This window comes from Pseudarthrobacter linnaei (assembly GCF_055412825.1).
Map to the genome: position 1 here is coordinate 20310 of NZ_JBVAYX010000023.1, position 24490 is coordinate 44799.

The 24490-nt window shown below is 68.9% G+C and carries 23 protein-coding genes; 4 read left to right on the top strand and 19 right to left on the bottom strand.

Features of this window, described 5'->3' with window-relative positions:
* Positions 1–71 precede the first annotated feature (71 nt).
* From ACZYZ3_RS16100 to ACZYZ3_RS16155, 12 genes are all read right to left on the bottom strand, one after another.
* Positions 72–1598: an ABC transporter ATP-binding protein gene (locus ACZYZ3_RS16100; protein ID WP_463964811.1), complete on the bottom strand. Its 1527-nt coding sequence runs from the start codon at positions 1596–1598 to the stop codon at positions 72–74.
* On the bottom strand, positions 1595–2353 hold the full coding sequence (locus ACZYZ3_RS16105; protein ID WP_463964812.1) for an energy-coupling factor transporter transmembrane component T: 759 nt from the start codon (positions 2351–2353) through the stop codon (positions 1595–1597). Before ACZYZ3_RS16105 ends, ACZYZ3_RS16100 begins: the two co-directional genes overlap by 4 nt.
* A gap of 18 nt (positions 2354–2371) precedes the next feature.
* Positions 2372–3226, bottom strand: coding sequence for an ECF transporter S component (locus tag ACZYZ3_RS16110; protein ID WP_463964813.1), 855 nt, complete (start codon positions 3224–3226; stop codon positions 2372–2374).
* Between the two features lie 62 nt (positions 3227–3288).
* On the bottom strand, positions 3289–4320 hold the full coding sequence (locus tag ACZYZ3_RS16115; protein ID WP_463964839.1) for a nucleoside hydrolase: 1032 nt from the start codon (positions 4318–4320) through the stop codon (positions 3289–3291).
* 72 nt (positions 4321–4392) lie between these two features.
* Positions 4393–5370 carry an aldo/keto reductase gene (locus tag ACZYZ3_RS16120; RefSeq protein WP_463964814.1) on the bottom strand — a complete coding sequence of 326 codons (978 nt, stop codon included), beginning with the start codon at positions 5368–5370 and terminating at the stop codon, positions 4393–4395.
* A 62-nt stretch (positions 5371–5432) separates the two neighbouring features.
* Positions 5433–5651 carry a helix-hairpin-helix domain-containing protein gene (locus tag ACZYZ3_RS16125; RefSeq protein WP_463964815.1) on the bottom strand — a complete coding sequence of 73 codons (219 nt, stop codon included), beginning with the start codon at positions 5649–5651 and terminating at the stop codon, positions 5433–5435.
* A gap of 67 nt (positions 5652–5718) precedes the next feature.
* Positions 5719–6276 carry a hypothetical protein gene (locus tag ACZYZ3_RS16130; protein WP_463964816.1) on the bottom strand — a complete coding sequence of 186 codons (558 nt, stop codon included), beginning with the start codon at positions 6274–6276 and terminating at the stop codon, positions 5719–5721.
* Positions 6273–6824, bottom strand: a complete 552-nt coding sequence (locus ACZYZ3_RS16135) for a DUF402 domain-containing protein (RefSeq protein ID WP_463964840.1) — start codon at positions 6822–6824, stop codon at positions 6273–6275. The genes ACZYZ3_RS16130 and ACZYZ3_RS16135 overlap by 4 nt, the downstream gene beginning before the upstream one ends.
* A gap of 2 nt (positions 6825–6826) precedes the next feature.
* Positions 6827–8800 carry a 1-deoxy-D-xylulose-5-phosphate synthase gene (gene dxs, locus ACZYZ3_RS16140; RefSeq protein ID WP_463964817.1) on the bottom strand — a complete coding sequence of 658 codons (1974 nt, stop codon included), beginning with the start codon at positions 8798–8800 and terminating at the stop codon, positions 6827–6829.
* A gap of 160 nt (positions 8801–8960) precedes the next feature.
* Positions 8961–11774, bottom strand: a complete 2814-nt coding sequence (locus ACZYZ3_RS16145; RefSeq protein ID WP_463964818.1) for an aconitate hydratase — start codon at positions 11772–11774, stop codon at positions 8961–8963.
* A gap of 172 nt (positions 11775–11946) precedes the next feature.
* Positions 11947–13308 (bottom strand): class I SAM-dependent RNA methyltransferase, encoded by a 1362-nt coding sequence (locus ACZYZ3_RS16150; RefSeq protein WP_463964819.1) that lies wholly within the window; start codon positions 13306–13308, stop codon positions 11947–11949.
* Positions 13305–15281, bottom strand: coding sequence for an APC family permease (locus tag ACZYZ3_RS16155; protein ID WP_463964820.1), 1977 nt, complete (start codon positions 15279–15281; stop codon positions 13305–13307). Before ACZYZ3_RS16155 ends, ACZYZ3_RS16150 begins: the two co-directional genes overlap by 4 nt.
* Before the next feature lie 224 nt (positions 15282–15505).
* Between ACZYZ3_RS16155 and ACZYZ3_RS16160 the strand changes: the two genes are divergently transcribed.
* Both ACZYZ3_RS16160 and ACZYZ3_RS16165 read left to right on the top strand, forming a co-directional pair.
* Positions 15506–16177 carry a potassium channel family protein gene (locus tag ACZYZ3_RS16160; RefSeq protein ID WP_463964821.1) on the top strand — a complete coding sequence of 224 codons (672 nt, stop codon included), beginning with the start codon at positions 15506–15508 and terminating at the stop codon, positions 16175–16177.
* Complete coding sequence (locus tag ACZYZ3_RS16165) at positions 16178–16939, top strand: potassium channel family protein (protein WP_463964822.1); 762 nt, start codon at positions 16178–16180, stop codon at positions 16937–16939.
* A gap of 70 nt (positions 16940–17009) precedes the next feature.
* Here ACZYZ3_RS16165 and ACZYZ3_RS16170 read toward each other — a convergent pair whose 3' ends face one another.
* The 4 genes from ACZYZ3_RS16170 to dut form a co-directional block, all read right to left on the bottom strand.
* Positions 17010–17942: a DUF3159 domain-containing protein gene (locus ACZYZ3_RS16170; protein ID WP_463964823.1), complete on the bottom strand. Its 933-nt coding sequence runs from the start codon at positions 17940–17942 to the stop codon at positions 17010–17012.
* Complete coding sequence (locus ACZYZ3_RS16175) at positions 17939–18373, bottom strand: single stranded DNA-binding domain-containing protein (protein WP_463964824.1); 435 nt, start codon at positions 18371–18373, stop codon at positions 17939–17941. The genes ACZYZ3_RS16170 and ACZYZ3_RS16175 overlap by 4 nt, the downstream gene beginning before the upstream one ends.
* Positions 18366–19103: a DUF3710 domain-containing protein gene (locus tag ACZYZ3_RS16180; RefSeq protein WP_463964825.1), complete on the bottom strand. Its 738-nt coding sequence runs from the start codon at positions 19101–19103 to the stop codon at positions 18366–18368. Before ACZYZ3_RS16180 ends, ACZYZ3_RS16175 begins: the two co-directional genes overlap by 8 nt.
* Positions 19104–19271: 168 nt before the next feature.
* Complete coding sequence (gene dut, locus ACZYZ3_RS16185) at positions 19272–19778, bottom strand: dUTP diphosphatase (protein WP_463964841.1); 507 nt, start codon at positions 19776–19778, stop codon at positions 19272–19274.
* Between the two features lie 157 nt (positions 19779–19935).
* Here dut and ACZYZ3_RS16190 point away from each other — a divergent pair, with 157 nt between their 5' ends.
* A complete protein-coding gene (locus tag ACZYZ3_RS16190) occupies positions 19936–20418 on the top strand; it encodes a DUF3093 domain-containing protein (protein WP_463964826.1) in 483 nt (160 codons plus the stop codon).
* Here ACZYZ3_RS16190 and ACZYZ3_RS16195 read toward each other — a convergent pair.
* Positions 20415–20714, bottom strand: a complete 300-nt coding sequence (locus ACZYZ3_RS16195) for a DUF4193 domain-containing protein (protein ID WP_463964827.1) — start codon at positions 20712–20714, stop codon at positions 20415–20417. The genes ACZYZ3_RS16190 and ACZYZ3_RS16195 overlap by 4 nt on opposite strands.
* Before the next feature lie 356 nt (positions 20715–21070).
* Between ACZYZ3_RS16195 and sepH the strand changes: the two genes are divergently transcribed.
* Positions 21071–22420, top strand: coding sequence for a septation protein SepH (gene sepH, locus ACZYZ3_RS16200; RefSeq protein ID WP_463964828.1), 1350 nt, complete (start codon positions 21071–21073; stop codon positions 22418–22420).
* Between the two features lie 53 nt (positions 22421–22473).
* Here the strand turns inward: sepH and ACZYZ3_RS16205 are convergent, their stop codons facing one another.
* A complete protein-coding gene (locus tag ACZYZ3_RS16205; RefSeq protein WP_463964829.1) occupies positions 22474–23685 on the bottom strand; it encodes an alkaline phosphatase family protein in 1212 nt (403 codons plus the stop codon).
* Between the two features lie 16 nt (positions 23686–23701).
* Positions 23702–24448 carry a DUF5998 family protein gene (locus ACZYZ3_RS16210; RefSeq protein WP_463964830.1) on the bottom strand — a complete coding sequence of 249 codons (747 nt, stop codon included), beginning with the start codon at positions 24446–24448 and terminating at the stop codon, positions 23702–23704.
* Between the last annotated feature and the right edge of the window lie 42 nt (positions 24449–24490).

The window sequence follows — 24490 nt, forward strand, 5'->3', positions numbered from 1 at the left end:
TGCCGGGGCGCCCCTGGACCCATGCTCGGGTCCCCGGCGGTAACCCGGTAGGGCCCCAAGCGCCCAGCCGGTCAAACGTCCCGCAGGGACCCGCTGTCGAGCGCGAGGACGCGGTGCGCGGCGGCCCGGGCGTAGGCGGCATCGTGGGTGACCAGGAGGACGGCGGCGCCCCGCGCCGCCACGGCAGCCACGGCCCGGTCCAGCCGGTCGAGACCATGCCGGTCCAGGCCGACGGTCGGCTCGTCCAGGCCGAGCACGGCCGGGCTGCGGGCCAGGACGGCGGCCAGGGCGAGCAGCCGTTGCGCGGAGGCGGGCAGCTCCGCCGGGTGCGACCGGGCGGCCCCGGACAGCCCGACGGCCTCAAGCGCCCCGTACGCCCGGGCGCCCGCGTCGCTGCCATGCAGCCGCCGGAGACCGAAGCTGACCTCCCGCAGCACCGTCCGCTCGAACAGCTGGTCGCCGGGATGCTGGAAGAGCAGGCCGACCGAAGCGGCGATGCGGCCGGTCGGGATCCCTGCGATGCTGCGTCCCTGGACGCGCACGTCCCCCGTGTGCGGCCGCAGCAGTCCGTTGAGGTGGCGCAGCAGGGTGGACTTGCCGGCCCCGTTCGGGCCGGTGATCGCCACGATCTCCCCCGGCCGCACCGTGAGCCCCAGGTCGCGCAGCAGCGGCTCCCCCGGGGCATCGCCGGACCCCGGGTAGCCGAACCCGAGGCCCTCCAGTTCCAGCACCGGAGCGGCTCCCGGTTCCGGTGCGCAGGCCCGGACAGCGCGCACGGTGTGGGTAACCGTTGGCATCACTGTCCCGGTCCGGGCCAGTTCCTCGGACCGGATCAGATCCCGGGGCGGGCCGCTTGCGGTGACGGTGCCGCCGTCGAGGACGATCCAGTGCCCGGCGGAGCGGGCGAGCCCGTCGGCGGACTGGCTCAACACCACGACGGCGGTCCCGGCTCCGGTGAGCCGGTTGATGAGGTCCCGGACCTGGATGATGCCCGCAGCGTCCAGGGAGGCGAGCGGTTCATCAAGGACCAGTACCCCGGGATCCTCGATGACGGCGCAGGCCATGGCCAGCCGGCGCAGTTCCCCGCCGGAGAGGGTGGCGGGATCCCGGTCCAGGAGTGCTGTGAGCCCGGTCCGCTCCGCCACGCGCGCCACGGCGCGGAGCATGTCCGGCCGCGGGGTGCCGCGGTTCTCCAGGCCGAAGGCGAGTTCCTCGGCCACGGTGGAGCGGACCGTGGAGAGCATGGCGGCCGCATCCTGGGGGACGTAGCCGACCCGGGTGGACCAGACGGAGGGATTGATCCGGGGGTCGTCCTCGCGGCCCCGGAACGCCAGCGATTCCCCGGCCAGGGTGAGCGACCCGATGAGTGTTCCGGCCTGTCCGGGCCGGTGCCAGCCGGCCAGCAGCTTGCCCAGGGTGGTCTTGCCGCTCCCGGAACCGCCGAGGACAGCCGTCAGGACGCCCGGACGGACATTGACATTGATGTCGCGCAGGACGGGGGTGGTCCCGCCGTGGAAGCTGAAGCTGCCGATCCGGGCGGCAAGCGCGGCGGCGGGGGTGGCGGGAACCGCGGTGGCGGGGGGGTTCTTGGCGGTCACATGGGCCCCGCGGCCGGCCAGGAGGCCCCGAGCCGGAGTGTCACGGCTGCGGCGGTGAGCAGCAGCAGTGCGGTGCGGAGCCGGCGCTGGGCGGGCGGGTCGGGGACCTCGCGGTAGCTGGTCCGGGGGCCCGGGGCGCCGATGCCGCGGGCCTCGAGGGCCTGGGCACGGCTGCCGGAATCCTCGATGAGGCCCAGCACCAGCGGGACCATCTGCAGCCGGACGGCTGCGAGCCTCGACAGCACGCCGCCGCGGAGCACCAGGCCGCGCGCCTCCTGTGCTGCCCTGATGCGCTCCAGCCGGCCAGCCATGGCCGGCAACAGGGTGAGGGCGGAGGCCAGGACGAAGCCGAACTGAGGCGGCAGCCCCCGCGCGGCCAGTGCCGCGACGAGATCGGGGGCGCTTACGGTGAAGGAGAAGAGCAGCAGCACCAGCACGCAGGCGCCCGTGCGGGTGCCGGACTCCCCGGCGAAGGCCAGGCCTTCCGCCGTTACCCTGGCCGGCCCCCAGGCCGCCAGGACGGTGCGGCCCTCCGGAAAGAACAGCCCGTGCAGCATCAGCAGGGACAAGCCCAGGGGAAGCAGCACCGCCGCGGCTGCCACCAGCACCCGCCGTCCGGCGCCGGCACGCAGGGCCAGCAGGACGGCCGCGAGGGCCACCGCGAGCGACAGCGGCCAGGTGCCCGCCGCCGTCGTGACCACGGCGGTGCAGCCGGCTGCCGTCAGCGACGTCAGCGGATGGAGGGTGGAGGGCATGCGCATGGGGTGCCGGCCTCAGGCGTCGGAAGTTTCCGGCCCCGTGCCGGCGAGCACCCGGTAGCGCCGCACGAAGGGGAACTGGAAGGTGGTGCGGCGCGGCAGGGCGTAGACCAGCAGCGCGGCGATCGCGAAGACGATGGCCTTGTCCATCGGGTCCGAGATCAGCGCCTGCTTGGTGATGGCCGCCAGCAGGGAGTCGCCCACGGCGCGGAAGACGCTGACGACCGCTCCGGTGCCGAGGCCCGCGGTGCCGCCAAAGACGAAGGCCGCGACCGGGGCGGAGACGACGCCGGCGAGGATGCCGGTGACGAAGCCGGCCACCGGTGCCAGGTAGAAGCGGCGGAACAGCCCGCCGCGGGCGGCCAGTCCGGCGAGGAAGCCGATCAGCGCCGCCCCGGCGGCGAAGGGCAGCACGGTCGGGTTGAAGAAGGACCAGACGATGCTGCTCAGCGCGCCCGTGGCGGCTCCCGCCGCCGGGCCGGCGAGGACGGCGATCAGGACGGTGCCGATGGCGTCGAAGTAGAACGGGAGCCCGGTGCTGCCCATGAGCTGGCCCAGGACGACGTTCAGGACGAGCGCCACCGGCATCAGCACCAGGGTGGACGTGGGCAGCACCGGGAGTGCCGCGGCGATCAGCAGGACCGCGCCGAGCAGGAACCCGCCGAGTGCCACGAGCGCGGAGAAGCTGGCCGGTCCGTTGGCGATGTCCGCAGGCTGGGTGAGGACAAGGAAGACGTAGGTCGCCGCGATCGCGGCGGCGCCGGCGAGCTCCAGCAGGCGGCGGTTGCGCCGTCCTTTGGCTGTGCCGGCGGCGCAGTCGGCACCGGGGCCGGTTCCGGTGGCAGGGAGGATCAGGGACGGCTGTGGCATGGGGATGGTCCTTCGGTGGGGGCTGCAACATCCGCCTATGTCACCTCGGCGCAGCTACCATCCTAGCCAGTGGCGGCCGGCCCGGAGGACATGCATCGCCGCGCCAGCGCGCCCACGGAGGAAATCAGCTCCTCGAAGCAGTGCTCCGGGTCGTTGGAGGCGACGATCCGGGCGTTGGGCGGCAGGCCCCACAGCCCGCGGAAGTCCGCCACCGTGGTGCCGATCAGCAGGGGCGAGCGGGTCTCCACGTCGACGGTGGCCAGGCGGGTGGTGAACGGGGTCCGTACGACGGCGGCGCAGGCCGCGAACGCGTCATGCATGTGGGCCACGTAGCCCTGGTCGTAGCGCCGGTGGAACTCCATGTAGAACCGGATCGCATCCGACAGGCAGGCCACGAGCGGGCTGGCTGAGGCGCTGCGGAGCCCTTCGGGCTGCTCCGGGAGAACCAGTTCGGGCCCGGCCCCGGCGGCCTCGCCGAGGCGCCGGAGGTGCTCCGGCAGCATCTCGATCCGCTCCGTGGTCTCCAGCGCGCACACCACCGGCAGCTTGTCCTCCGGCAGGCCGCGGTAGGCGGCGAAGACTTCCCGGGCCGCGTGCGGGTCCACCGAGACGTTCCATTCCGCCGTCGGCGTCGTGTTGCCCTGGTAGTAGAAGCTCCCGCCCATGATCACGAGGTCCTTGAGCAGCATCGGCAGCTCCGGTTCGCGGCGCAGTGCCAGGGCGAAGTTGGTCAGCGGCCCGGTGACCAGCCCGGTGATCTCCCCCGGGTGCGCCCGGACTTCGTCCACCCAGACGTCGACGGCGTGGCGCGGCGAGATCTGCTGGGCGGGCGCCGGGAGCTCAGCGTGGCCGATCCCCTGCGGCCCGTGGGTCTCCTCGGTGGTGACCAGCGGGATTTCCAGCGGAACCTCGGCGCCGATCGCCACCTCGACGCCCGGCCGGCCGCAAAGCTGAAGCAGCGCCAGGGTGTTGAGCGCGACCTGGCGGGCACCAACGTTCCCGGCCGTGCAGGTGATGGCCTGCAGGTGGACCTCCGGCCGGGACAGCAGGTAGACGAGGGCCAGGGCGTCGTCGATTCCGGTGTCGACGTCCATCAGGATGGTGTGCGCCGGTGCGGGCACACCGGAACGGGACCCGGCGGCGGCCCCCGGTGACAGCGGGTCCATCTAGAACAGCGCGACCTTCGGCGTCCGCGGGAAGATGTCGCCCAGTTCGTCACGTTCAGCGGCGCTGGGAATCCAGGCCACGGCAGCGGCGTTCTGCCGGACCTGTTCGGGCCGGGTGGCGCCGGCGATGACGCTGCTGACCGAGGGCTGGGCCGCGAGCCAGGAGAACGCCACCTGGATCTCCGTCAGGCCGCGCTCGGCGGCGAAGGCGCTGAAGGCAGCCAGCTGGTCCCAGTCGGCGTCGTGGACCAGATTGGTGCGGGTGTGGCTGAGCCGTGAGCCCTCGGGCGCGGTGTCCTTGGCGTACTTGCCGGTCAGCAGGCCGTTGGCGAGCGGGAAGTACGGCAGCACGCCCAGTCCGTAGGCCTCGGCGGCGGGCGTGACCTCGAGCTCGGCGCGGCGGTCCAGCAGGCTGTAGTGGCTCTGGCTGGAGATAAAGCGTGCTCCCCCGCGGGCGCGGGCCACGAACTCGGCCTCGGCGATCTGCCAGCCGGCGCGGTTGGAGTGGCCGATGTAGCGGACCTTGCCGCTGGTGACGAGCTCGTCGAGAGCGGCGAGGGTCTCCTCGATCGGGGTCAGCGGGTCGGGGGTGTGGAACTGGTAGAGGTCGATCCAGTCCGTCCCGAGCCGGCGCAGCGAGGCCTCCGCTGCGGTGATGATGTAGCGGCGGGAGCCGCGGGCACCAAAGTCGTTGCCGTTGGTCCCGCGCATGTCCAGTCCGAACTTCGTGGCGACGACGGCGTCGCCGCGGCGGCCTTTCAAGGCCTTGCCCAGCATCGTCTCGCTGAGGCCCGGCTCCCGGCCGTAGCTGTCGGCCACGTCGAAGAGGGTAATCCCGGCGTCCAGGGCCGCATGCACGACGGCGTCGGTCCCCTCCTGCGACTCAGTCACCGTATTGGACCGGCCCAGATTGTTGCAGCCAAGCCCTACGACCGAGACGGTCAGTCCGGAATTTCCTACGCGGCGGTATTCAGTCATGGGGTTCAGCCTATAACGGCCGGCAGCGGCCCCCTGGAAGGACCGGCACTGCCGGCCCGTCGCTACCCTGCAGGCAGTTCCAGCCCGCGTTCGTCCAGGGCATCCTCGAGCTGGGCGAGGGTCCGGGGGCAGATGCCGTGCATCCCGGCGAGGGCACGGCCCCCCAGCGCCACCACCTGCTCAAGGCTCTCGACGCCGGCGTGGGCGAGGGCCCGGCGGGCGGGAGCCGCGATCCCCCGCGGCAGCGGGGTACGGCCAGGTTCAACGGATTTCGGCGCCATGATGCATGCCTTCCAGTCGATGTCCCCCAAAACTGATGTGGATCGTGCCGGTGGAGCTTCCCCGGAACTACAGGGTGAAGCTGTTGGCCGGCTTCGGAGAGTGCTTGAGCTTGAAGGAGGTCTCGCGGAAGGCTGCGGCACCGATGCTCAGTTTGGTGAAGTCCAGGTCCTCGCCGCGGATGCAGACCTTGATCGCGTTGACGGCCTTGTTGACGTCCGGAGTGAGAATGAAGATGTTCAACTTGGCATCCGAGAATTCCGAGCGGTCCACTACGCCGAGGCCGCGCCAGGCCAGGTGGCTGATCAGGGCGTCCTTGGCCTTTTCCTCAAGGTAGCGGTCGCGGTCCGTGCCGTCCTTGGTTTTCAGGGCGTATTGGGCGACAACCCAGGACTGCTCCTCCTCGGGGATCTCGGCGAAGCCGTCCTCGGCGCACTGCACGGCAAAGGCATCCATCAGGCCCTCCGCAGCGGCGGCGTCGGCGACGTCGGTCTCATCGGTTTTGCTCTGGTGCCCGACGACTCCGTGGTTCATCACGAACTGGCTGTAATCCTCGTCGAACCAGCCCTCCCTGAACTCGAGGACCCCGTCGTCGTTGCGTTTGTAAACCCGGATAATTCCGCTCATGCCCGTCCTCTCCTGAACCATTCGCGGTCTGCGCCGTCGAAGGGTGGCTGTTGTGCCTTGACGGCCTGGTAAAGCTGGTTCGACGCGGCGCTGATCCGGTCCACCACGTCTGCGGGGTAGTCCATCTCGATCCGGTGTTCGGCAAACTCGTCCTGATCGTCCACGTACACCCCGCGGTCCGCGGTCCGGATCACGTCAAGGTCCATGTCGATCAGGTGGAACTCGGTGACTCCGGGCCGGATCGTGTTCCAGCCGTGGCCGGTCGCCAGGTCGACGTAGACCTGGACGCCGGCGGGATGCGCCTCGTCGTAGAACGTGGCCACGTACTCCCCGGTGCGCGGGACGAGCAGCACGGCGTCGGATTCGGCGTAGAACGCCGCGCCCGGGCGGGCGCAGAACTCATTGGTTCCCTGGAAGATCCACCAGCCGTGGTCGTCCTCGCCGAGGTAGGTGCCGGGCACCACCCAGTGGGCCTTACCGTTCCATTTCCGGTTCCGGGACACCACCAGGTCGCCCGGCACCAGTCCCTCGGGAATCCTCACAGAGATCCTCACAGGATGGGCAGGCTGCCCGTGCTGGGTTGTTCCTGGCCCGGAAGGGGCCGCGCGAAGGGCACCTTGGTCCCCAGGACCTGCGCCACGACGTCGTGGGTGACCTGCTGGGCGGTCAAACCGACCCGTTCGAGCACCTGGCTGCGGGTTCCGTGGACGAGGAACTCCACCGGAAGGCCGACCTCGTTCAGCGCGGTGTCCACCCCGGCGGCCCGCATTTCCTGGCGGATCCGGGACCCGACGCCGCCGGCACGGACCCCGTCCTCGATGCAGATGACGAGCCGGTGGTGGGAGGCGAGGGCGATGATCGATTTCCGGACCGGGAGCAGCCAGCGGGGATCCACGACCGTGGAGCTGATGCCCTGCGCGCCGAGCCGGTTGGAGACATCCAAAGCGAGTTCGGACATGGCGCCGACGCTGACGATCAGCACGTCGTTGTCGCTGGACCCGGCCGGGCGGCGGGCCAGCACATCCACGCCGTCACTGAGCCGCTCGATGGCCTCGACCTCGGCGCCCACGGTGCCCTTGGAGTAGCGGATCACGCTGGGGGCGTCCTCGATGGCGACGGCTTCGCGGAGTTCCTCGCGCAGCCGGCTCGCGTCGCGCGGCGCCGCAAGGTGCAGGCCGGGAACGATTTGGACCATGGCCATGTCCCACATGCCGTGGTGGCTGGCGCCGTCGGGCCCGGTAACGCCGGCCCGGTCCAGGACGATCGTGACGCCGGCCTTGTGCAGGGCGACGTCCATCAGGAGCTGGTCGAAGGCGCGGTTCAGGAACGTCGCGTAGACGGCGACTACGGGGTGCAGCCCGCCGAACGCCATACCGGCGGCGGAGGTGAGGGCATGCTGTTCGGCGATGCCGACGTCGAACACCCGTTCCGGGTGCCGGGCGGCGAACTTGTGCAGCCCGACGGGTATCAGCATGGCCCCCGTGATGCCGACGATGTCCTTGCGCTCGTCCGCGATGTCGGCGATCTCGTCGGCGAAGACAGCGGTCCAGGACTTTGCCCCGCCGACCTCCGTCGGCTCGCCAGTTTCCGGGTCGATGATCCCGACGGCGTGGAACTGGTCCGCTTCATGGGCGCGGGCGGGCGCGTAGCCGTGGCCCTTCTCGGTCATGGCGTGCACGATCACGGGACCGGCGTAGTTCCTGGCGGTGGCAAGGGCGTGTTCCATGGCCTGGAGGTTGTGGCCGTCCACGGGTCCGATGTACTTCATCCCGAGGTCCTCGAACATGCCCTGCGGTGCCCACCAGTCCTTGACGCCCTTCTTCATGGCGTGCAGGCTGCGGTAGGTGAACTGGCCCGCGGGTCCGCCGTTCTGCAGCTTTTTCCGCCACCAGTCCAGGGTGCCTTCGTAGGCCGGCGCGGCGCGGAAGGAATCGATGGTGGGGCGCAGCGAGGCGAGGTAGTCCGCTAATCCGCCGACCGTCGGGGCGTAGGAGCGGCCGTTGTCGTTCACGACAATCACGACACGGCGCTTCTTGTCCGCGGCGATGTTGTTCAGAGCCTCCCAGGCCATGCCGCCGGTCAGGGCGCCGTCACCCACGACGGCGATGACGTAGCGGTCGCCGTCGCCGGTCAGCTGGCGGGCGCGGGAGATCCCGTCCGCCCAGGAGAGCGAGGAGGAAGCGTGCGAGCTTTCGACGATGTCGTGCACGGATTCGGCGCGGTCCGGGTAGCCGGACATTCCGCCCTGCTGGCGCAGGGTGCTGAAGTCCTGGCGTCCGGTGAGGAGCTTGTGCACGTAGGACTGGTGGCCGGTATCGAAGACGATGCTGTCGCGGGGGGAATCAAAGATCCGGTGGACCGCGATAGTGAGTTCGACGACGCCGAGGTTCGGGCCCAGGTGCCCGCCCGTCTGGGAGACGTTGCCGATCAGGAATTCCCTGACCTCAGCTGCCAGCTGATCCAGCTGCGCCTCTGACAACTTGCTCAGGTCCTGCGGACTCCGGATGGTCTCCAAGATTCCCAACGGCCCCTCCTTCGGGTGGTAGACATGCCTTTTAACTCTAACGCCTCCGGAGAAGCCTTGGTGCCGGAATGCGCTGGGCGCGAAAAAGCCCCGGCCGGTCAGGGACCGGCCGGGGCTTTCGCACCTGGCAACTGTTCCCCCCTGCGGGAGGAGCGCTTTGCTAGTTGGCGGAGATCTGCCGCAGGACGTACTGCAGGATGCCGCCGTTGCGGTAGTAGTCAGCCTCGCCCGGGGTATCGATGCGCAGGACCGCATCGAAGGACGTGACGGTGCCGTCTTCGGCCGTGGCGGTGACCTTGAGCGTCTTCGGCGTGGTGCCTTCGTTGAGGGCGGTGACGCCTTCAACGGCGAAGGTTTCCGTGCCGGTCAGCCCGAGGCTGGCAGCGTTCTGGCCGGCCGGGTACTGCAGGGGCAGGACGCCCATGCCGATCAGGTTGGAGCGGTGGATGCGCTCGTAGCTTTCGGCCACGACAGCCTTGATGCCCAGGAGTGCGGTGCCCTTTGCTGCCCAGTCACGGGACGAGCCGGAGCCGTATTCCTTGCCGGCCAGGACAACCAGCGGGATGCCGGCGGTCTCGTAGTTCTGCGCGGCGTCGTAGACATAGGCCTGCGGGCCGTCGGCCTGGGTGAAGTCGCGGGTGAAGCCACCCTCGACGCCGTCCAGGATCTGGTTCCTGATCCGGATGTTCGCGAACGTTCCGCGGATCATGACCTCGTGGTTGCCACGCCGTGAGCCGTAGGAGTTGAAGTCCTTGCGCGCCACACCGTTGGCCAGCAGGTACTGCCCGGCCGGGGTGTCCGACTTGAACGATCCTGCCGGGGAGATGTGGTCCGTGGTGACGGAGTCGCCCAGCATCAGCAGCACCCGGGCGCCGGTGATGTCCGTGACGGGTTCCGGCTGTGCCTTCATGCCATCGAAGTACGGGGGCTTCCGGACGTACGTGGACTTCGGATCCCAGGCGAAGGTGTCGCCGGCCGGGGTGGAGAGTGCCTTCCAGCGGTCGTCGCCTTCGAAGACGCCCTCGTAGCCGCGGGCGAACATTTCCTTGTCAATCGAGGAATCGATGACCTGCTGGACCTCGACCGGGTTCGGCCAGATGTCCTTCAGGAAGACGTCGTTGCCGGCCTCGTCCTGTCCCAGGGCGTCGGTCTCGAAATCGAAGTCCATGGTTCCGGCCAGGGCGTAAGCGATGACCAGCGGCGGGGAGGCCAGGTAGTTCATCTTCACGTCCGGGTTGATCCGGCCTTCGAAGTTGCGGTTACCGGAGAGCACGGCGGTGACGGAAAGGTCGTTGGCCTGGATGGCCTCGGAGATTTCAGCGTCGAGCGGGCCGGAGTTGCCGATGCAGGTCGCGCAGCCGTAACCGACGATGTAGAAACCGAGCTTCTCCAGATACGGGGTCAGGCCCGACTTGTTGTAGTAGTCGGTGACGACCTTGGACCCGGGAGCCACGGAGGTCTTGACCCACGGCTTCGAGGTCAGGCCCTTGTCGACGGCGTTGCGGGCCAGCAGTGCGGCGGCCAGCATCACGGACGGGTTGGACGTGTTGGTGCAGGACGTGATCGAGGCGATCGACACTGCGCCGTGGTCCAGCTCGAACTCGCGGCCGTCCGCGGTCTTGACGCTGACCGGGTTGGACTGGCGGCCGTTGGCCGCCGGACCGTGGGCGTGCGGGGCCTCGTCCGTGAGGTGGCTCGCGGAGCCCGTGAAGGACGGCGCGTCGGAAGCGGGGAAGCTTTCGTCGATTGCCTCGTCCACGCTTCCGCCGGCCAGCTCTTCCTTCACGTAGTTGCGCAGGTCCTGGCGGAACTGGTCCTTGGACTCGGTGAGGATGATGCGGTCCTGCGGGCGCTTCGGGCCGGAAATCGACGGAACAACCGTCGACAGGTCCAGCTCGAGGTACTCGGAGAACTTGATCTCCTTGGAAGGATCGTGCCAGAGGCCCTGTTCCTTCGCGTAGGACTCCACGAGGGCAACGTTCTCGTCCGAGCGGCCGGTGAGGCGCAGGTAGTCGAGGGTGACGTCGTCGATCGGGAACATGGCGGCCGTGGAGCCGAACTCCGGGCTCATGTTGCCGATGGTGGCGCGGTTGGCCAGCGGCACAGCCGCGACGCCTTCGCCGTAGAACTCCACGAACTTGCCGACCACACCGTGCTTACGCAGCTGCTCGGTGATGGTCAGGACGACATCGGTGGCGGTTGCGCCGGCCGGGATGGACCCGGTCAGCTTGAAGCCCACGACGCGCGGGATCAGCATGGAGACGGGCTGGCCAAGCATGGCCGCCTCGGCTTCGATGCCGCCGACGCCCCAGCCCAGCACACCCAGGCCGTTGACCATGGTGGTGTGCGAATCCGTGCCGACGCAGGTGTCCGGGTAAGCCCGGACGACGCCGTCAATTTCGCGGGTCATGACGGTGCGGGCCAGGTACTCGATGTTGACCTGGTGCACGATGCCGGTTCCCGGCGGGACGACCTTGAAGTCATCGAAGGCTGTCTGGCCCCACCGCAGGAACTGGTACCGCTCGCCGTTGCGCTGGTACTCGATCTCCATATTGCGCTCCAGTGCGCCGGTGTTGCCGGAGAAATCGATCTGCACGGAGTGGTCGATCACCATTTCGGCAGGAGCCAGCGGGTTGACCCGCTTAGGGTCACCGCCGAGTTCCTTGACTGCTTCACGCATGGTGGCAAGGTCCACAACGCAGGGCACGCCAGTGAAGTCCTGCATGATCACGCGCGCCGGCGTGAACTGGATTTCAGTGTCGGGCTCGGCGCTGGGGTCCCAGCCGGCCAGTGCTCGGACGTGATCGGCCGTAATGTTGGCGCCGTCCTCGGTCCTCAACAGGTTTTCAAGCAATACCTTGAGGCTGAACGGAAGGTTTTCTGCACCTTCAACGGAGTTCAACCGGAAAATTTCGTATTCGGTACCGGCTACATTAAGTTTGCCTTTTGAACCGAAGCTGTCCACAATGCTCATCGCAGGACTCCTCTCGCAACAGTTTTATCTTTGTCGCGCCGCAGACCCCCTGCTAGTTAGGTTGGCCTAACTAGCGCGCCGGCCTTATTCGCACAAGGACCAGTACAGGGTGCAGGAGGTCAGCCGTGATTACGGAGCGCGACGTCGGACTACCCGGCCCATCCTAGTGGCCTCAGCCCCGGGGAGTCAGCAGCGCCACAGTCTCCATGTGGTGGGTGTGCGGATACAGGTCGAAGGCCCGCAGCCGCGCCAGCTCCCAGCCGGACTGCTGGAAGTAGCCCACATCGCGGGCAAAGGACGCCGGATCGCAGGACACATAGGCCACCGCCCGGGTACCCGCCCCGACCAACTGGTTCACGACGGCCTTGCCGGCACCGGCCCGGGGCGGGTCCAGCAGGATGGCGTCAAAGTTGCGAGCTTTCTCGCGCAGGACACGTTCCACCCGGCCCTGGACGATCTCCACCTGGGTCGCGTCATGGAGGTTTTTGCGGGCGTCCCGGCTGCTGCCGGGTGATCCTTCCACGGACAGCACGGACCCGGTGACACCCACGGCGTCCGCGAGCGGCGCGGTGAACAGCCCCGCCCCGGCGTACAGGTCCGCCACCACGGCGCCCGGTTCCAGGAAGCCGCCGTCGTGCAGGAATCCGGTCACAGCCCCCGCCAGGGTGTCCGGGCCGTCCCGGTGGATCTGCCAGAAACCGTCGCCGGTGACACGGAAGTCGTGGCCGGACGCGGTCTCCTGGACGTAGGTGCGTCCGCGCAGCCGCAGCACTTCGCCCTTGACCGGATCGAAGCTCGCGACCGAGACGTCCTCGGGCAGCTGGGCGAGGACTGCGCTGAGCCGCTTGGCGCGCGTTCCCGGGGCCGGAACCAGGAGCACCAGCGGGCGGGAGCCGTTGGCCGGGGCGGCGACTTCAATGCGGTCGATGCCCTGCAGGTCGATGTCCCAGAGCCGGAGGGCGTTGATGGCGTCCGAGGCCAGGGGCATCTCCCGGACCGGAAGGACCTGGTCGGAGCGGTGCGCGTGCATGCCGAGCTTTCCGGCTGGGGTCACGGCGAAGCCGGCGCGGGTGCGCCAGGCGAGGCCGGTCCTCGCTTCGGTTCCGGCTTCCCCCACGGCCTCCACCGTCACTCCCTCCCCCACATGCGTGAGATCCACGCCGGCGAGGCGGCGCAGCTGTTCAGCCAGCACCTCGGCCTTGAGGCTGCGCTGGCGCCCCAGGGAGATGTGGCCCAGTTCGGCGCCTCCCACGGGCGGGTGGCGGTGCGACCAGGAGCGCACGGAATCGGCCAGGTCCCAGAAGTGCTCCACCCGGTCGGGGGAAGACTCCAGCACCTCCACGACGTCGCCGCGCCAGAACTTGGCGTCCGGGCCGGACTCCGTGAGCCGGACCCGGACCTTCTCGCCGGGGATGCCGTGGCGGACGAAGACCACACGCCCCTCATGCCGGGCCACGCAGTGCCCGCCGTGGGCGACCGGCCCGATGTCGACGATCAGTTCGGTGTGGGGTTGCGTCTGGGTGTCGGGGCTCATTGGATGTCCTGCAGTCTCTTCGCTTCTTCGGATGATTTCAGCTGCCACGGCACACTGGCCACCATGACGCCCGGCTCGAAGTGCAGCCGGGCCTTAATGCGCAGTGCGGTCTGGTTGTGCACCAGTTGCTCCCACCACTTACCCACGACGTACTCGGGGATGTAGACGACGATAAGGTCGCGGGGCGAATCGCGCCGCATGTTCTTGATGTACTCCATGATGGGCGTCACCGTTTCGCGGAACGGACTGGCCAGCACCGTCAACGGTACCGGGATTTCCAGCTTCTCCCAGTCCGCGATGGTCTGCTCTGTCTCCTCGCTGCTGATGTCCACGGTGACGGCATCCAGCCGGGAGGGCCGCGATGCGCGGGCGTAGGCCAGGGCCCGCAGCACGGGTTTGCGGACATGCGAGACGAGCAGCACCGCGTGCACCCGGGTGGGCAGGGCCCGCGGCGAGGAGTCCTCGTCCACGGCGAGTTCCTTGGCCACGTTGTCGTAGTGCGCCCGGATGCTCCACATGATCAGGAACAGCACGAACATGGCCAGCAGCGCGATCCAGGCACCCTGCTGAAACTTGGTGATCAGGACGATCAGCAGGACCGTGGCGGTCATGCCGAAGCCGATGCCGTTGATGGTGCGCGACTTGAGCATCCGCCGCTTCACCGCGGGGTCCTTGGCGAGTTTAAGCGCCCGGCCCCAGTGCCGGACCATCCCAAGCTGGCTGATGGTGAAGGAGATGAAGACGCCCACGATGTAGAGCTGGATGAGCTTGGTGACGTCCGCATTGAAGGCGATGATCAGCACCAGGGCGCCGGCGGCCAGCGCCAGGACGCCGTTGCTAAAGGCCAGCCGGTCCCCGCGGGTGCGCAGCTGGCGGGGCAGGTAACCGTCCTGGGCCAGGATCGAGCCGAGCACCGGGAAACCGTTGAAGGCCGTGTTGGAGGCGAAGACGAGGATTACGCCGGTCGCGGCGACCACGATGAAGAAGGGGATGGTCGCGGCGCCGAAGATCGTCTGGGCGATCTGGCTGATCGCAGGACTCTGGATATAGTCCTCGGGCAGCAGCTCGCCGTTCAGCAGGAACTCGGTCGCCGGGTCCAGCACGATGTGCACCTTGGTGGCGTTTGCAAGGTAGATGATCCCGGCAAGCATGGAAGCGGCTATCACGCCGAGCAGGAGCAGGGTGGTGGCCGCGTTTTTGCTCTTCGGCTTCTGGAAGTTCGGCACACCGTTGCTGATCGCCTCAATGCCGGTCAGCGCTGCGGCACCGGAGGAGAAGGCCCGGAGCAGCAGGAACGCGCCGGCGAGGCCGACCAGGCCCTCGTCGAAGCCCGGCGCGGGAACAATCGTGAACGCCGCCGAGGGCGCCTCGCCCAGCTGCCCGGTGGCGGCCTGGAAGACGCCGATGGCGGTCATGCCGAGGATGGAGGCCATGAAGATGTAGGTCGGCAGGGCGAACACGGTGCCGGCTTCCTTGATGCCGCGCAGGTTCACGAGGGACAGGACCACGACCCCGATCGTCGCGATGGTGGCCTGCTGGCCATGCAGGGAAGGCACCGCGGTGGTCAGGTACGTTGCGGCGGAGGACATCGACACGGCGACGGTCAGCACGTAATCGACCAGCAGCGCGGAGGCGACGGTGAGCCCCGCATATTTGCCAAGGTTCTCGTTGGCGATCTCGTAATCGCCGCCGCCGGAGGGGTAGGCATGGACGTTCTGGCGGTAGGAGGCGACGACGGTCAGCAGCACCACCATGACGGCCAGACCCACCCAGGGCGAGAACGCCACGGCGCTGACGCCGGCCAGCGCCAGCGTCAGGAGGATTTCGTCCGGCGCGTACGCCACGGAGGACAGCGCGTCGGAGGCGAAAACGGGCAGGGCGATCCGCTTCGGAAGCAGGGTGTGAGCCAGGTTGTCGTTCCGGAACGGCCTGCCTACCAGCACCCGCTTCACGGCATTGAATATTGTCGGCACCACACAAAGCTAGTCCGATTCGGACGCGATGTCATGACGGCGACGATCCCCGCCGTCCGGGCGGCTCCCGCCGGGCAGCATGGCGGGCACCAGAGCCTGCTGTCGGGCCTGCGCCCGGTCCGCTGCCGGGCGGGTCGCTGCCGCGCCCGCGGGGCTGGCTGCCCGGGCCGCGGTGGCCGGTAGAGTTTTACCCAGCAGCAGTACAGGAGCAACAGGAGGCACGGTTGGCGCACTTCGTGATTATGGGTTGTGGCCGCGTGGGGGCAACCCTCGCGCACACACTCGAGGACGCGGGCCATTCCGTGGCCATCATCGATCAGGACGACCGCGCCTTCCGGCGGCTCCGCACGGGCTTCACCGGCCGCAAGGTGACGGGCGTCGGCTTTGACCGGGAGACCCTCAAGCAGGCCGGCGTCGCGGATGCCTATGCCTTCGCCGCCGTCTCGAGCGGCGACAACTCCAACATCCTGGCCACCCGAGTGGCCCGCGAGACCTTCCATGTCCCCCATGTGGTCGCCAGGATCTACGACCCGGGCCGCGCCGAGATCTACCAGCGCCTTGGCATCCCCACGGTCGCCGCCGTGCGCTGGAGCGCGGACCAGGTGCTCCGCCGGATCCTGCCCGAACAGCACCTCGCCGGCGACTTCCGGGACCCCTCCGGCCGGCTTGTGCTCGCCGAGGTGGATCTGAACCCTGACTGGATCGGCCACCCGGTCACCGCGATCGAGAAGGCCGCCGGGATCCGCGTCGCCTACCTGACCCGGTTCGGCGAGGGCATGCTGCCCGCCGCCGCCACCCTCTACCAGGATGGCGACACCGTGCACGCCATGCTGGGTGTGGACCGCAGCACCGAAGTCGCCCACATTCTTGCCAAGTCCCCCGCCAAGGAGTTTTAAGTGAAAGTCGTCATTGTCGGGGCGGGAAGCGTCGGTTCCTCGATCGCACGCGAACTGCTGGCCCACAAACACGAGATCCTGCTGATCGACCTGAAACCAGAGGTGATCGGGCGCAGCGGCCTGCGCGGCGCACACTGGCTGGTCGGCGACGCCTGCGAGCTGAGCACACTCCAGGACGCGAAACTTGAGGACGCCGACGTCGTGGTCTCCGCGACCGGTGACGACAAGGTCAACCTGGTGGTCTCGCTGCTGGCGAAGACCGAGTTCGGCGTCGGACGGACTGTGGGCCGGGTCAACAACCCCAAAAATGACTGGATGTTCGACGACTCCTGGGGCGTCGACGTCGCGGTCAATACCCCGCAGCTGATGACCGCCCTGGTCGAGGAGGCCGTGGAGATCGGCGACCTCGTCCGCCTGCTGACCCTGCAGACTGGTGTGTCATCGCTGGTGGAGTTCACGGTCCCCCACGATTCGCATGTGGTTGGCCTGACAGTGGGCGACATCGAGTGGCCGGAGGATTCGACCCTGGTGGCGATCCTGCGGGACCAGGCGCCGATCACGCCGAGCCGTGATGACGTGATTGACGGCGGGGACGAGCTGTTCTTCGTGACCACGATCGCGGCCGAGGATGAGCTGCGTGCCCTGCTCTCGCCGGAGTCGCAGGATGAGGACGGGCAGGTCACCGGGCAGCACCCCGTCACCACCTCAGCTCCGCACGGGAACGAGAACCCGCTGCCGGAAAACGACGGCTTCGACGGCTAGCCCGGTTGCGCCATCAGTCCGGGAGGTTCTGCACGCTGAAAACGGCGTTTACTGATAGCTCAACCGGCGGCTAGGCCGCTGGTGTGGCGGTTGGGGTCGGCCGGGTCAGCAGCCAGGCGACCCAGATGCCCAGGATGTACAGCGGTGGGCCCATCAGCAGCCGCGTCGTGGCGAGGGCCGCGAAGCCGGACTCGCCCATGAAGTACAGCGGAACCTGGACCAGCAGCCGCAGGGCCAGCACCGCGATGATCACCCAGGTACCGATCTGGTAGGCCGTGACCCGCGCCGGTTCCTTGCGCCAGTCCAGGCCCTCGTTCCGGATGAACCCGAAGATCAGCCCGGCAAAGGGCCAGCGCACGGCAATCGAGATGGTCATCGCCACGATGTAGGCGAAGTTGGTGAAGAACCCCGGGACGTAGAAGTCCTCGGCCTTGCCCGTGCTGTTGGCCAGCCACGCGGAGATCCCGACGCCGACAATCCCCGCCAGTGCCTGCGTCAGCGGTTTGCGCTGGCCCAGCCGGACGAGGGTGAAGGCCGCGGCCACGGTCAGCGCCGCGATCAGCGCCAGGGGCAGCTCACGCGTGATCGTGAAGGCGACCAGGAAGACCAGGCCCGGGAGGATGCTTTCGGCAATGCCCTGGGCCCCGCCGGCGCTCTTGAGCACGTCGATGTTGCCGTTGCCGGAACGGTGCAGTCCGGCCTTGGCCGCGTAGCCCTCGGCGAGCTGCGCCACGGTCGGCTGGGCCGCTGCGGGTTCCCGGACCGGTCCCGGCTGGGCTGCGCCGGGCTGGACTGGTCCCGGCCGGGCTGCGCCGGGCTGGACTGGTCCCGGCCGGGCTGCGCCGGGCTGGGCTGGTCCCGGCTGGGCTGCGCCGGGCTGGACTGGTCCCGGCTGGGCTGCGCCGGGCTGGACTGGTCCCGGCCGGGCTGCGCCGGGCTGGACTGGTCCCGGCCGGGCTGCGCCGGGCTGGACAACGGGCTCGGGCTTCTCGGGCACGGTCATTGTTCCTCCTGGCGGGCGACTATTTCGTAGCGGGGATTGAACATGGTCGGCAGGCCGTCGCGCACGGTGACCATGCCCTGCAGCCGGAGTTCGGTGCCGGCGTCGATCCCGGAGATCCGGCGCCGCCCGAGCCAGACAACCCGGAGCCGGTCCTTCGGGACGGCGGGCCGCTGCCGCCGCGGCCCGGCGGCAGGCTGGGCGGCAGGCTGGGCGGCGGGCTGGGCGGCTGCAGCGGACCCTCCGGGGACCGCTTTGGCGCCGCGGGTTTTGGGCGCATCGTGGTCGACGACGACCGCAGTGAAGGCGGCCACGTTGCTCGCCGGTGCGTAGGTGACCGACTCGATGTACCCCTGGCACAGCACGCGGCCACGGTCCGGCAACCCCCTCACGGAGATGGAGGAGGCCGGGTCCTGGCGGGGGGCGTCAGCCAATCTGGGTAGTCTCCGGTCCACGTTCCGGCTGCCCGAGGTCCGGGGCGGACTGCGGTGCGGGCACGGCGTTTTCCTTCGGCAGGCGGAGCTGCAGCAGGTCGCGCGGCGGCATGGGGTTCTCACCGCGTACCACCACGATCTGCCGGAACAGCCCCTCGAGGCCTGCGGCGGCGTCGCGGTCCACCGCGGCCTCGCCGCCGAAGACGCCGCGGAGGAACCAGCGCGGACCGTCGACGCCGATGAAGCGGGCCACGCGGTAGCCGTGGCTTCCGTCGGCGCCGCTGGCGGGGAGCTTGGCGAGCAGTTCGCTGCCGAACCCGCCCTGGACCTCCTCGACCTGGCCGCCCTGGCTGCCCACCGACTGGCCGATCTGCTCGCGGATTTCCTCCCACAGGCCCTCGGAGCGGGGAGCCGCGAAGGCCTGGAGCTGGAGGCTGGAGCCGTTCAGGTCCATGGTGACGGCGACGACCCGCTGGGTCGCTTCCTCGACCTCGAGCCGGAGCTGCAGGCCTTCGGCGGGAGCAATCAGGAGCGCCCCGAGGTCGACGTAGCCGTCCTGGTCCTCGATTTCAGACACGTCGAAAGGACCTGTGGCGCCGCGGCCTCTAGCAGACGTCCCGGCGGACGTCCCGGCGGAGTCGTCGGCGGAGGCGTCAGTGACAGCCTCCTGGGTTTCCCCGGAATCTGTCAGCTGTTCCTGCTTGGCTTTCCTGCCACGCCCAAAAACCATGGGGTTGTCTCCTTAGTTGTGATTCCGTGCCGCCGGCGTCGCCCCACGTCCGCACGGCGCCGGCTGTCTGATTCTGCACTCAGGGCAGAGACAGCGGCCGGCTGGTGCGTCCTGCCAATGGGTCCCGCTCATAAGTCACTGCAATACTGCGGTCTGGCCGGCTTTGGGTCAGACCGGCGCGCCGAAGCCGCCGGTGGATCCGAAGCCTCCGCCGCCGCGGACCGAGCCGCTGAGGTCCTGGACCGGCAGGAACGTGGCGTACTCCACGCGCTGAATAACCATTTGTGCAATTCTATCGCCGCGCTTGAGTTCAATCGCGTGGTCGCGGTCAGTATTGAGCAGCGTCACCGAAATTTCTCCGCGGTAGCCGGCGTCGACGGTGCCCGGGGCGTTCACGACTGTCAGTCCGTGCTTGGTCGCGAGCCCTGACCGCGGGTGGATCAGGGCCACGAAGCCGTCGGGGAGGGCAATGGCCACACCGGTGGACACCAGCCGGCGCTCCCCCGGTTCCAGCACCACGTCCTCGCGGGCGCGGAGGTCCGCTCCGGCGTCGCCCGGGTGCGCATACGACGGCGGCTCCAGGCCGTCGTCGAGCATCTTCAGCTGCACCGTCAGGGTGGGGGTCCCGAACCCTGCCGCTGGCTGTTTTTCTGGATGTTCTTCCGGTGCTGCCATTTCGGCGGCGCCCAGTGCAGTCGTTTCTTTAGTCACAGTTCCTCACTCTAACGCCCGCCGGGAAGATAGGCCTAGCCGCGGCCGGCAGGCGCGGAACCCAACCCCCCGCTTCTGCCGCCGAGGTGAAATAGCCCGGGAAAAGTGGAAAGCTGGGCTTATGCCCGAATCCAGTGCAGCCGTGCCTGCCCCCAAGACCCCCAGCGACACCGCCGTTATGTTCAGCGAGAAGCTCTGGCCGAACTTCTGGATCTGGCTGATGTCTGCGGGACTGTCGGGCGCCGGGATCCTGGTGTTTGCCCCCATCAGCATGACCGCCGGGCTTACCGCCGCCGTCGTCCTGTTCACGATCATCACCGTGCTGCTGGTCCTCTCGACCCCCTCCATTACGGTCACCGGCTCCACCCTGCGCGTTGGCCGGGCCGCAATCGAACGCCGCTTCGTAGGCGCCGCGTCCGCGTTCCGGGGCACGGAGGCGACGGCGGAACGCGGAACCCGGCTCAACGGCCTTGCGTTCATGTGCATCCGCGGCTGGATCGATCCGGTGGTCCGGATTGAAATCACAGATCCCTCGGACCGCACCCCTTACTGGCTCACGTCCACCCGGCACCCCGACAAACTGATCGCCGTGCTGAACTCCTAGCCCTCGCAGTCCTTGCAGTACTTGAGGCCGTCCTTTTCGCGGGCAACCTGCGAACGGTGGCGGACGAGGAAACAGGAGGCACAGGTGAATTCGTCGGCCTGGGCCGGCATCACCCGGACCAGCAATTCCTCCCCGGACAAGTCCGCGCCGGGCAGTTCGTAGCCTTCCGCAAGGTCCGCTTCGTCTACATCGACCACTGCGGAAGGCTTTTCCGCACGCCGCGCTTTCAACGCCTCGAGGGAGTCCTCGCTGAGGTCCTCCTCAGTCTTGCGTGGCGCATCGTAGTCTGTCGCCATTATTTGTTGCTCACACTCCGCAGTCGCTCGGTTGGTTCGCCAGGCCCGAAGGTTCCCCAAGGGCGGTAGCCCTGGGCCCCCGGATCGGTTCTCCGATGTCAACGCCGGGCACGCGGTTTTTGTGCCCGATGTCGCGTCATTTTTGCTTAAGTGCCCGTTGAAAGCCAGAGTCGTCTGGTCCGGGCCAGGGCCCCCGGGCTGCGGCATCCCGGACCCGGAGGGCGCCCGACCCGCCGGGCGGCCAAAAAGTGGCTGAAATTCGCGGAAATTGACGGCGCGCCCTCCGTCCTCACCGGAATTCGGCCGCATCAGTGGCAGAGTTTCGATTGTTATTAATGCCAGGGTGGAGGATTTGTATGCAGGATCTACGGCTTGTAGGCGTCCACGACGACGGGAAGCATCTCCTGTTGAGCGGCGCCGGCGGCGAGATGTTCCAGCTGCCAATCGATGAAGCACTTCGGGTGGCAGCCAGCCGGACGACAGCCAAGGCTGCCTCCGGTGCGGTCGCGGCGCCCATTGCCATGTCTCCGCGCGATATCCAGGCGCGGATCCGCAGCGGCTCGACGGCGGCGGAGGTGGCGGAGCTCTCCGGGATTCCACTCGCGAAGGTCCAGCGCTACGAGGGTCCGGTACTCGCCGAGCGCGAGCACGTCGCCCGGCAGGCCCGCAAGGTGGAGGTCGCCGCCCCCGCCCCCGGCCACGACGTGTACCGCTCCGTATTCGGTGACCAGCCGGCCTCGCTCGGCGAGATGGTGGACCACCGGCTCAGCGCGCACGGCATTGATGCCGCCACCGTGGAGTGGGACTCGTGGCGGCGCCCGGACGGGAGCTGGAACGTGGTGGCCCGCTTCGAGGCGAAGCCCGGCGGCCCGGCGGGCATCGGCGAGGAACCACCGGCCATGTGGACCTTCAGCCCGGCCCGCAAATCCCTGCAGAACGCCAACCGCTGGGCCCAGCAGCTCAGCGAACTCGAGCCCCTCGACGGTCCCGTTCCGGCACGCCGGCTCACTGCCGTCTCGGACCGGCCCTTTGATTTTGAAACCGACGCCGACGCTGCCGCCCGCACGGCCACCGCCCAGCTCCAGGTGGTCCAGCAGCTCCAGCTGCAGCAGGAACAGGAATCCGACGGGCTGCTCGACATGCTCCGCTCCCGCCGCGGGCAGCGCCTCGGAGTGGACGAGGACGCCGACGACGCCCTCGCGACGCTGCTGACCAACAGTGTTCCCGCGGCCCACCCGAGGCCCTCCGAAGTCCTGCCCGAGCCACCGGCCGAGCCGGAACCGGCCGTAACTGGAACGGGCGGGCCGGAAATACCGGACGCAGCGGACACGGAACCCCGGCCGGCCGCCGGTCCCTGGGAACGCCGCCGCGACGGCAGGCCCTCGATCATGTCAAGGCTCAGCCTGGCCCCCCGCCAGGAGGATGCACCGGACGACGCCCTGAAACTGCATGACGGCGTCAGCACCGACACCCGGGAAATCACCATCTCGTCCTCGCAGCTGCGGCCCGCCGGCCAGCAGGGACCCACCTCCAGCCCGGGGCTGGACGAACTGCTGGGCGGCGGAACCTCGCGGCGCCAGCAGCGTGACCCCGCCGGCGCCCGGGATGACCGCGACGCGGAGCAGCCCGAACGCCAGCCGGCGAAGCCGAAGCGCTCCAGCATTCCAAGCTGGGATGACATCGTCTTCGGAGCCCGCGGGGACTAGCAGTCAGCACGGATTCACGGCGCGGCGACGCGCTTCAGGGCCTCCACGCGCATTCAGGCGCGGGGGGCCCTTTTTCCGTCGGCCTGGAAACACAACAGCGGGACTTCGCGTTCGGCTCTTGTCAGCGAACCGTGCTGGCCCACCACTTCAAGAGCTGTGGGCCGGACCCGGCGGGTGTCATAGAAGGCCAGGGGATCCCTGGCCGCGATCATCACGTCGCCGATCCGAGGGACGACCTCGGCCCGGACCGCACCAAAGAGACCCGCTGCGATGGCGTCCTCCCGGGTGAAGGCCCAGATACGGTCGCCGAACCGTGCCCGCCAGGCTTCCAGCAGCCCTACCCGGCCGGACTCGCCTTCCGACTGCTCCAGATAAAGGTGGACCATTCGCGGTTCGCCCGCGGTATGGCGGACACCCGCCACGAGGGCAGGGTCGGCCGCGTAGTCGATCCGTTGGGATTCCGGCACGTCCAGCATGCCGTGGTCTGCTGTGAGCAGGATGGTGGTGCCTGCCGGCAGGGTCGCGCTGAGCCGTTTCACCGTCGCGTCGAGTTCCTCGAGCTGGTGTTCCCACTGCGGCGACTGGCAGCCGTGGCGGTGTCCGGCCTTGTCCAGTTCGTTGACGTAGAAGTACATCAGCGACCCTCCGGACCCGGCCATCGTCTCGGCGGCGGCCGCGGTCCTGGCATGCGAGGTAGTCGCCGTGACGTAACGGCCGCCCCGGAGCGCGGCCCGGGTCATGGCCGAATCGCTGAACTGCGGGAGGCTGACGGTGGTGACATCCACGTGCTCCGCGGCCCGCTGGAAGACGGTGGGGAACGGCTGCCACTGCTCCGGATCGACGCCGGCGTCCCAGCCGCCCAGCATGTTGACCACCCGGTCCTGGTCCGGATCCAGCACGTCGTAGCCCACCATGCCGTGCTGCCCGGCCGCGAGTCCGGTGCCGAAGCTGGCCAGGGACGCTGCCGTGGTGGACGGAAACGCCGAATCCAGGGAGACCGGCACCTGCCCCTGGCCGGACTGCATCACGGCGCGCAGGAACGGCGTGTGCGCCGACTTCTGCTTGAGCAGGTTACGGCCCAGCCCGTCGGCCAGCACGACGCAGATGCGTTTGGCCGCGGGCAGGTTCAGGTGGTTTTCGAAGCCGGGAACACCCACACTCGCCGCGGCGCTCGTAAGCACCTCGGCGATCGAGCGTTCGCCGAAGGCCGGGCCTGCGGGCAGGCTCTGCGGGAGAGTCTGGGCGGTGGACAGCGGCTCAGGCATGCGGACCGGTGTCATCTCAGCGCTGGTGGCCGCGGCTGGCGCGGCTTCCGAAAACACCCATCCGCGGGCGCGGCGGCAGTCCGGGGCCGGTGTGCGGCACGGGCGCGGTGGAACCGGTGTTGACGGCACGGAGGGCACGGGCGAACAGCTTGGCGTCCTGGACAGCCTGCAGCCCGTCGGCTTCGGCGCTGATCCGGATGACGATGTCCTCCTGCGCGATGGTGCCGCTGTAGCCGTGGTCTGCCTCGCACTGCGGGTCACCGCAGCTGGCCGGACCCATGTCGAGGCGCTGGCCGCCGGACCAGGCGATGGACAGTGTCAGTTCGCGGACCGGATCCGAGGACTTGTAGTCCTGGGGCTGGGCGAACACGTAGCTGAGCACCACGGAGCGGATCTGTGTCACGGGCACGGATTCCGTGGAGACCTGCGCGACGGTCTGCTCCCCCGCCTCGTCAAGCTGCTGGTCGTCCACGTGGGTGATGACCAGCATGTCCTCGGTCAGGACCAGCACCGTGATGTGACGGCGGACCTCGGCGCGGTCGAAGTGTGTCTCCAGGTGCACCAGGTGGGCCACGCAGTCGCGCCCGTCGAGGGCGTCGGCGACGACGTCGGCCACGAGCCGGGGGTAGAAGCCGGCCTGCTGGAGGGCACCTTCCAGGCTTTGACCCTGCGCGCTGTGGTCATGCAGGCCGTGGTGGTTCGCGCCGCCCGGGCGTCCGGAGACGGTCGCCTGGGGCTTGGGTGTCGGAGACTGAAAGCTCATGGTCTCCATTTTCACAGATCGGCTGGGGACATGCTAACCATT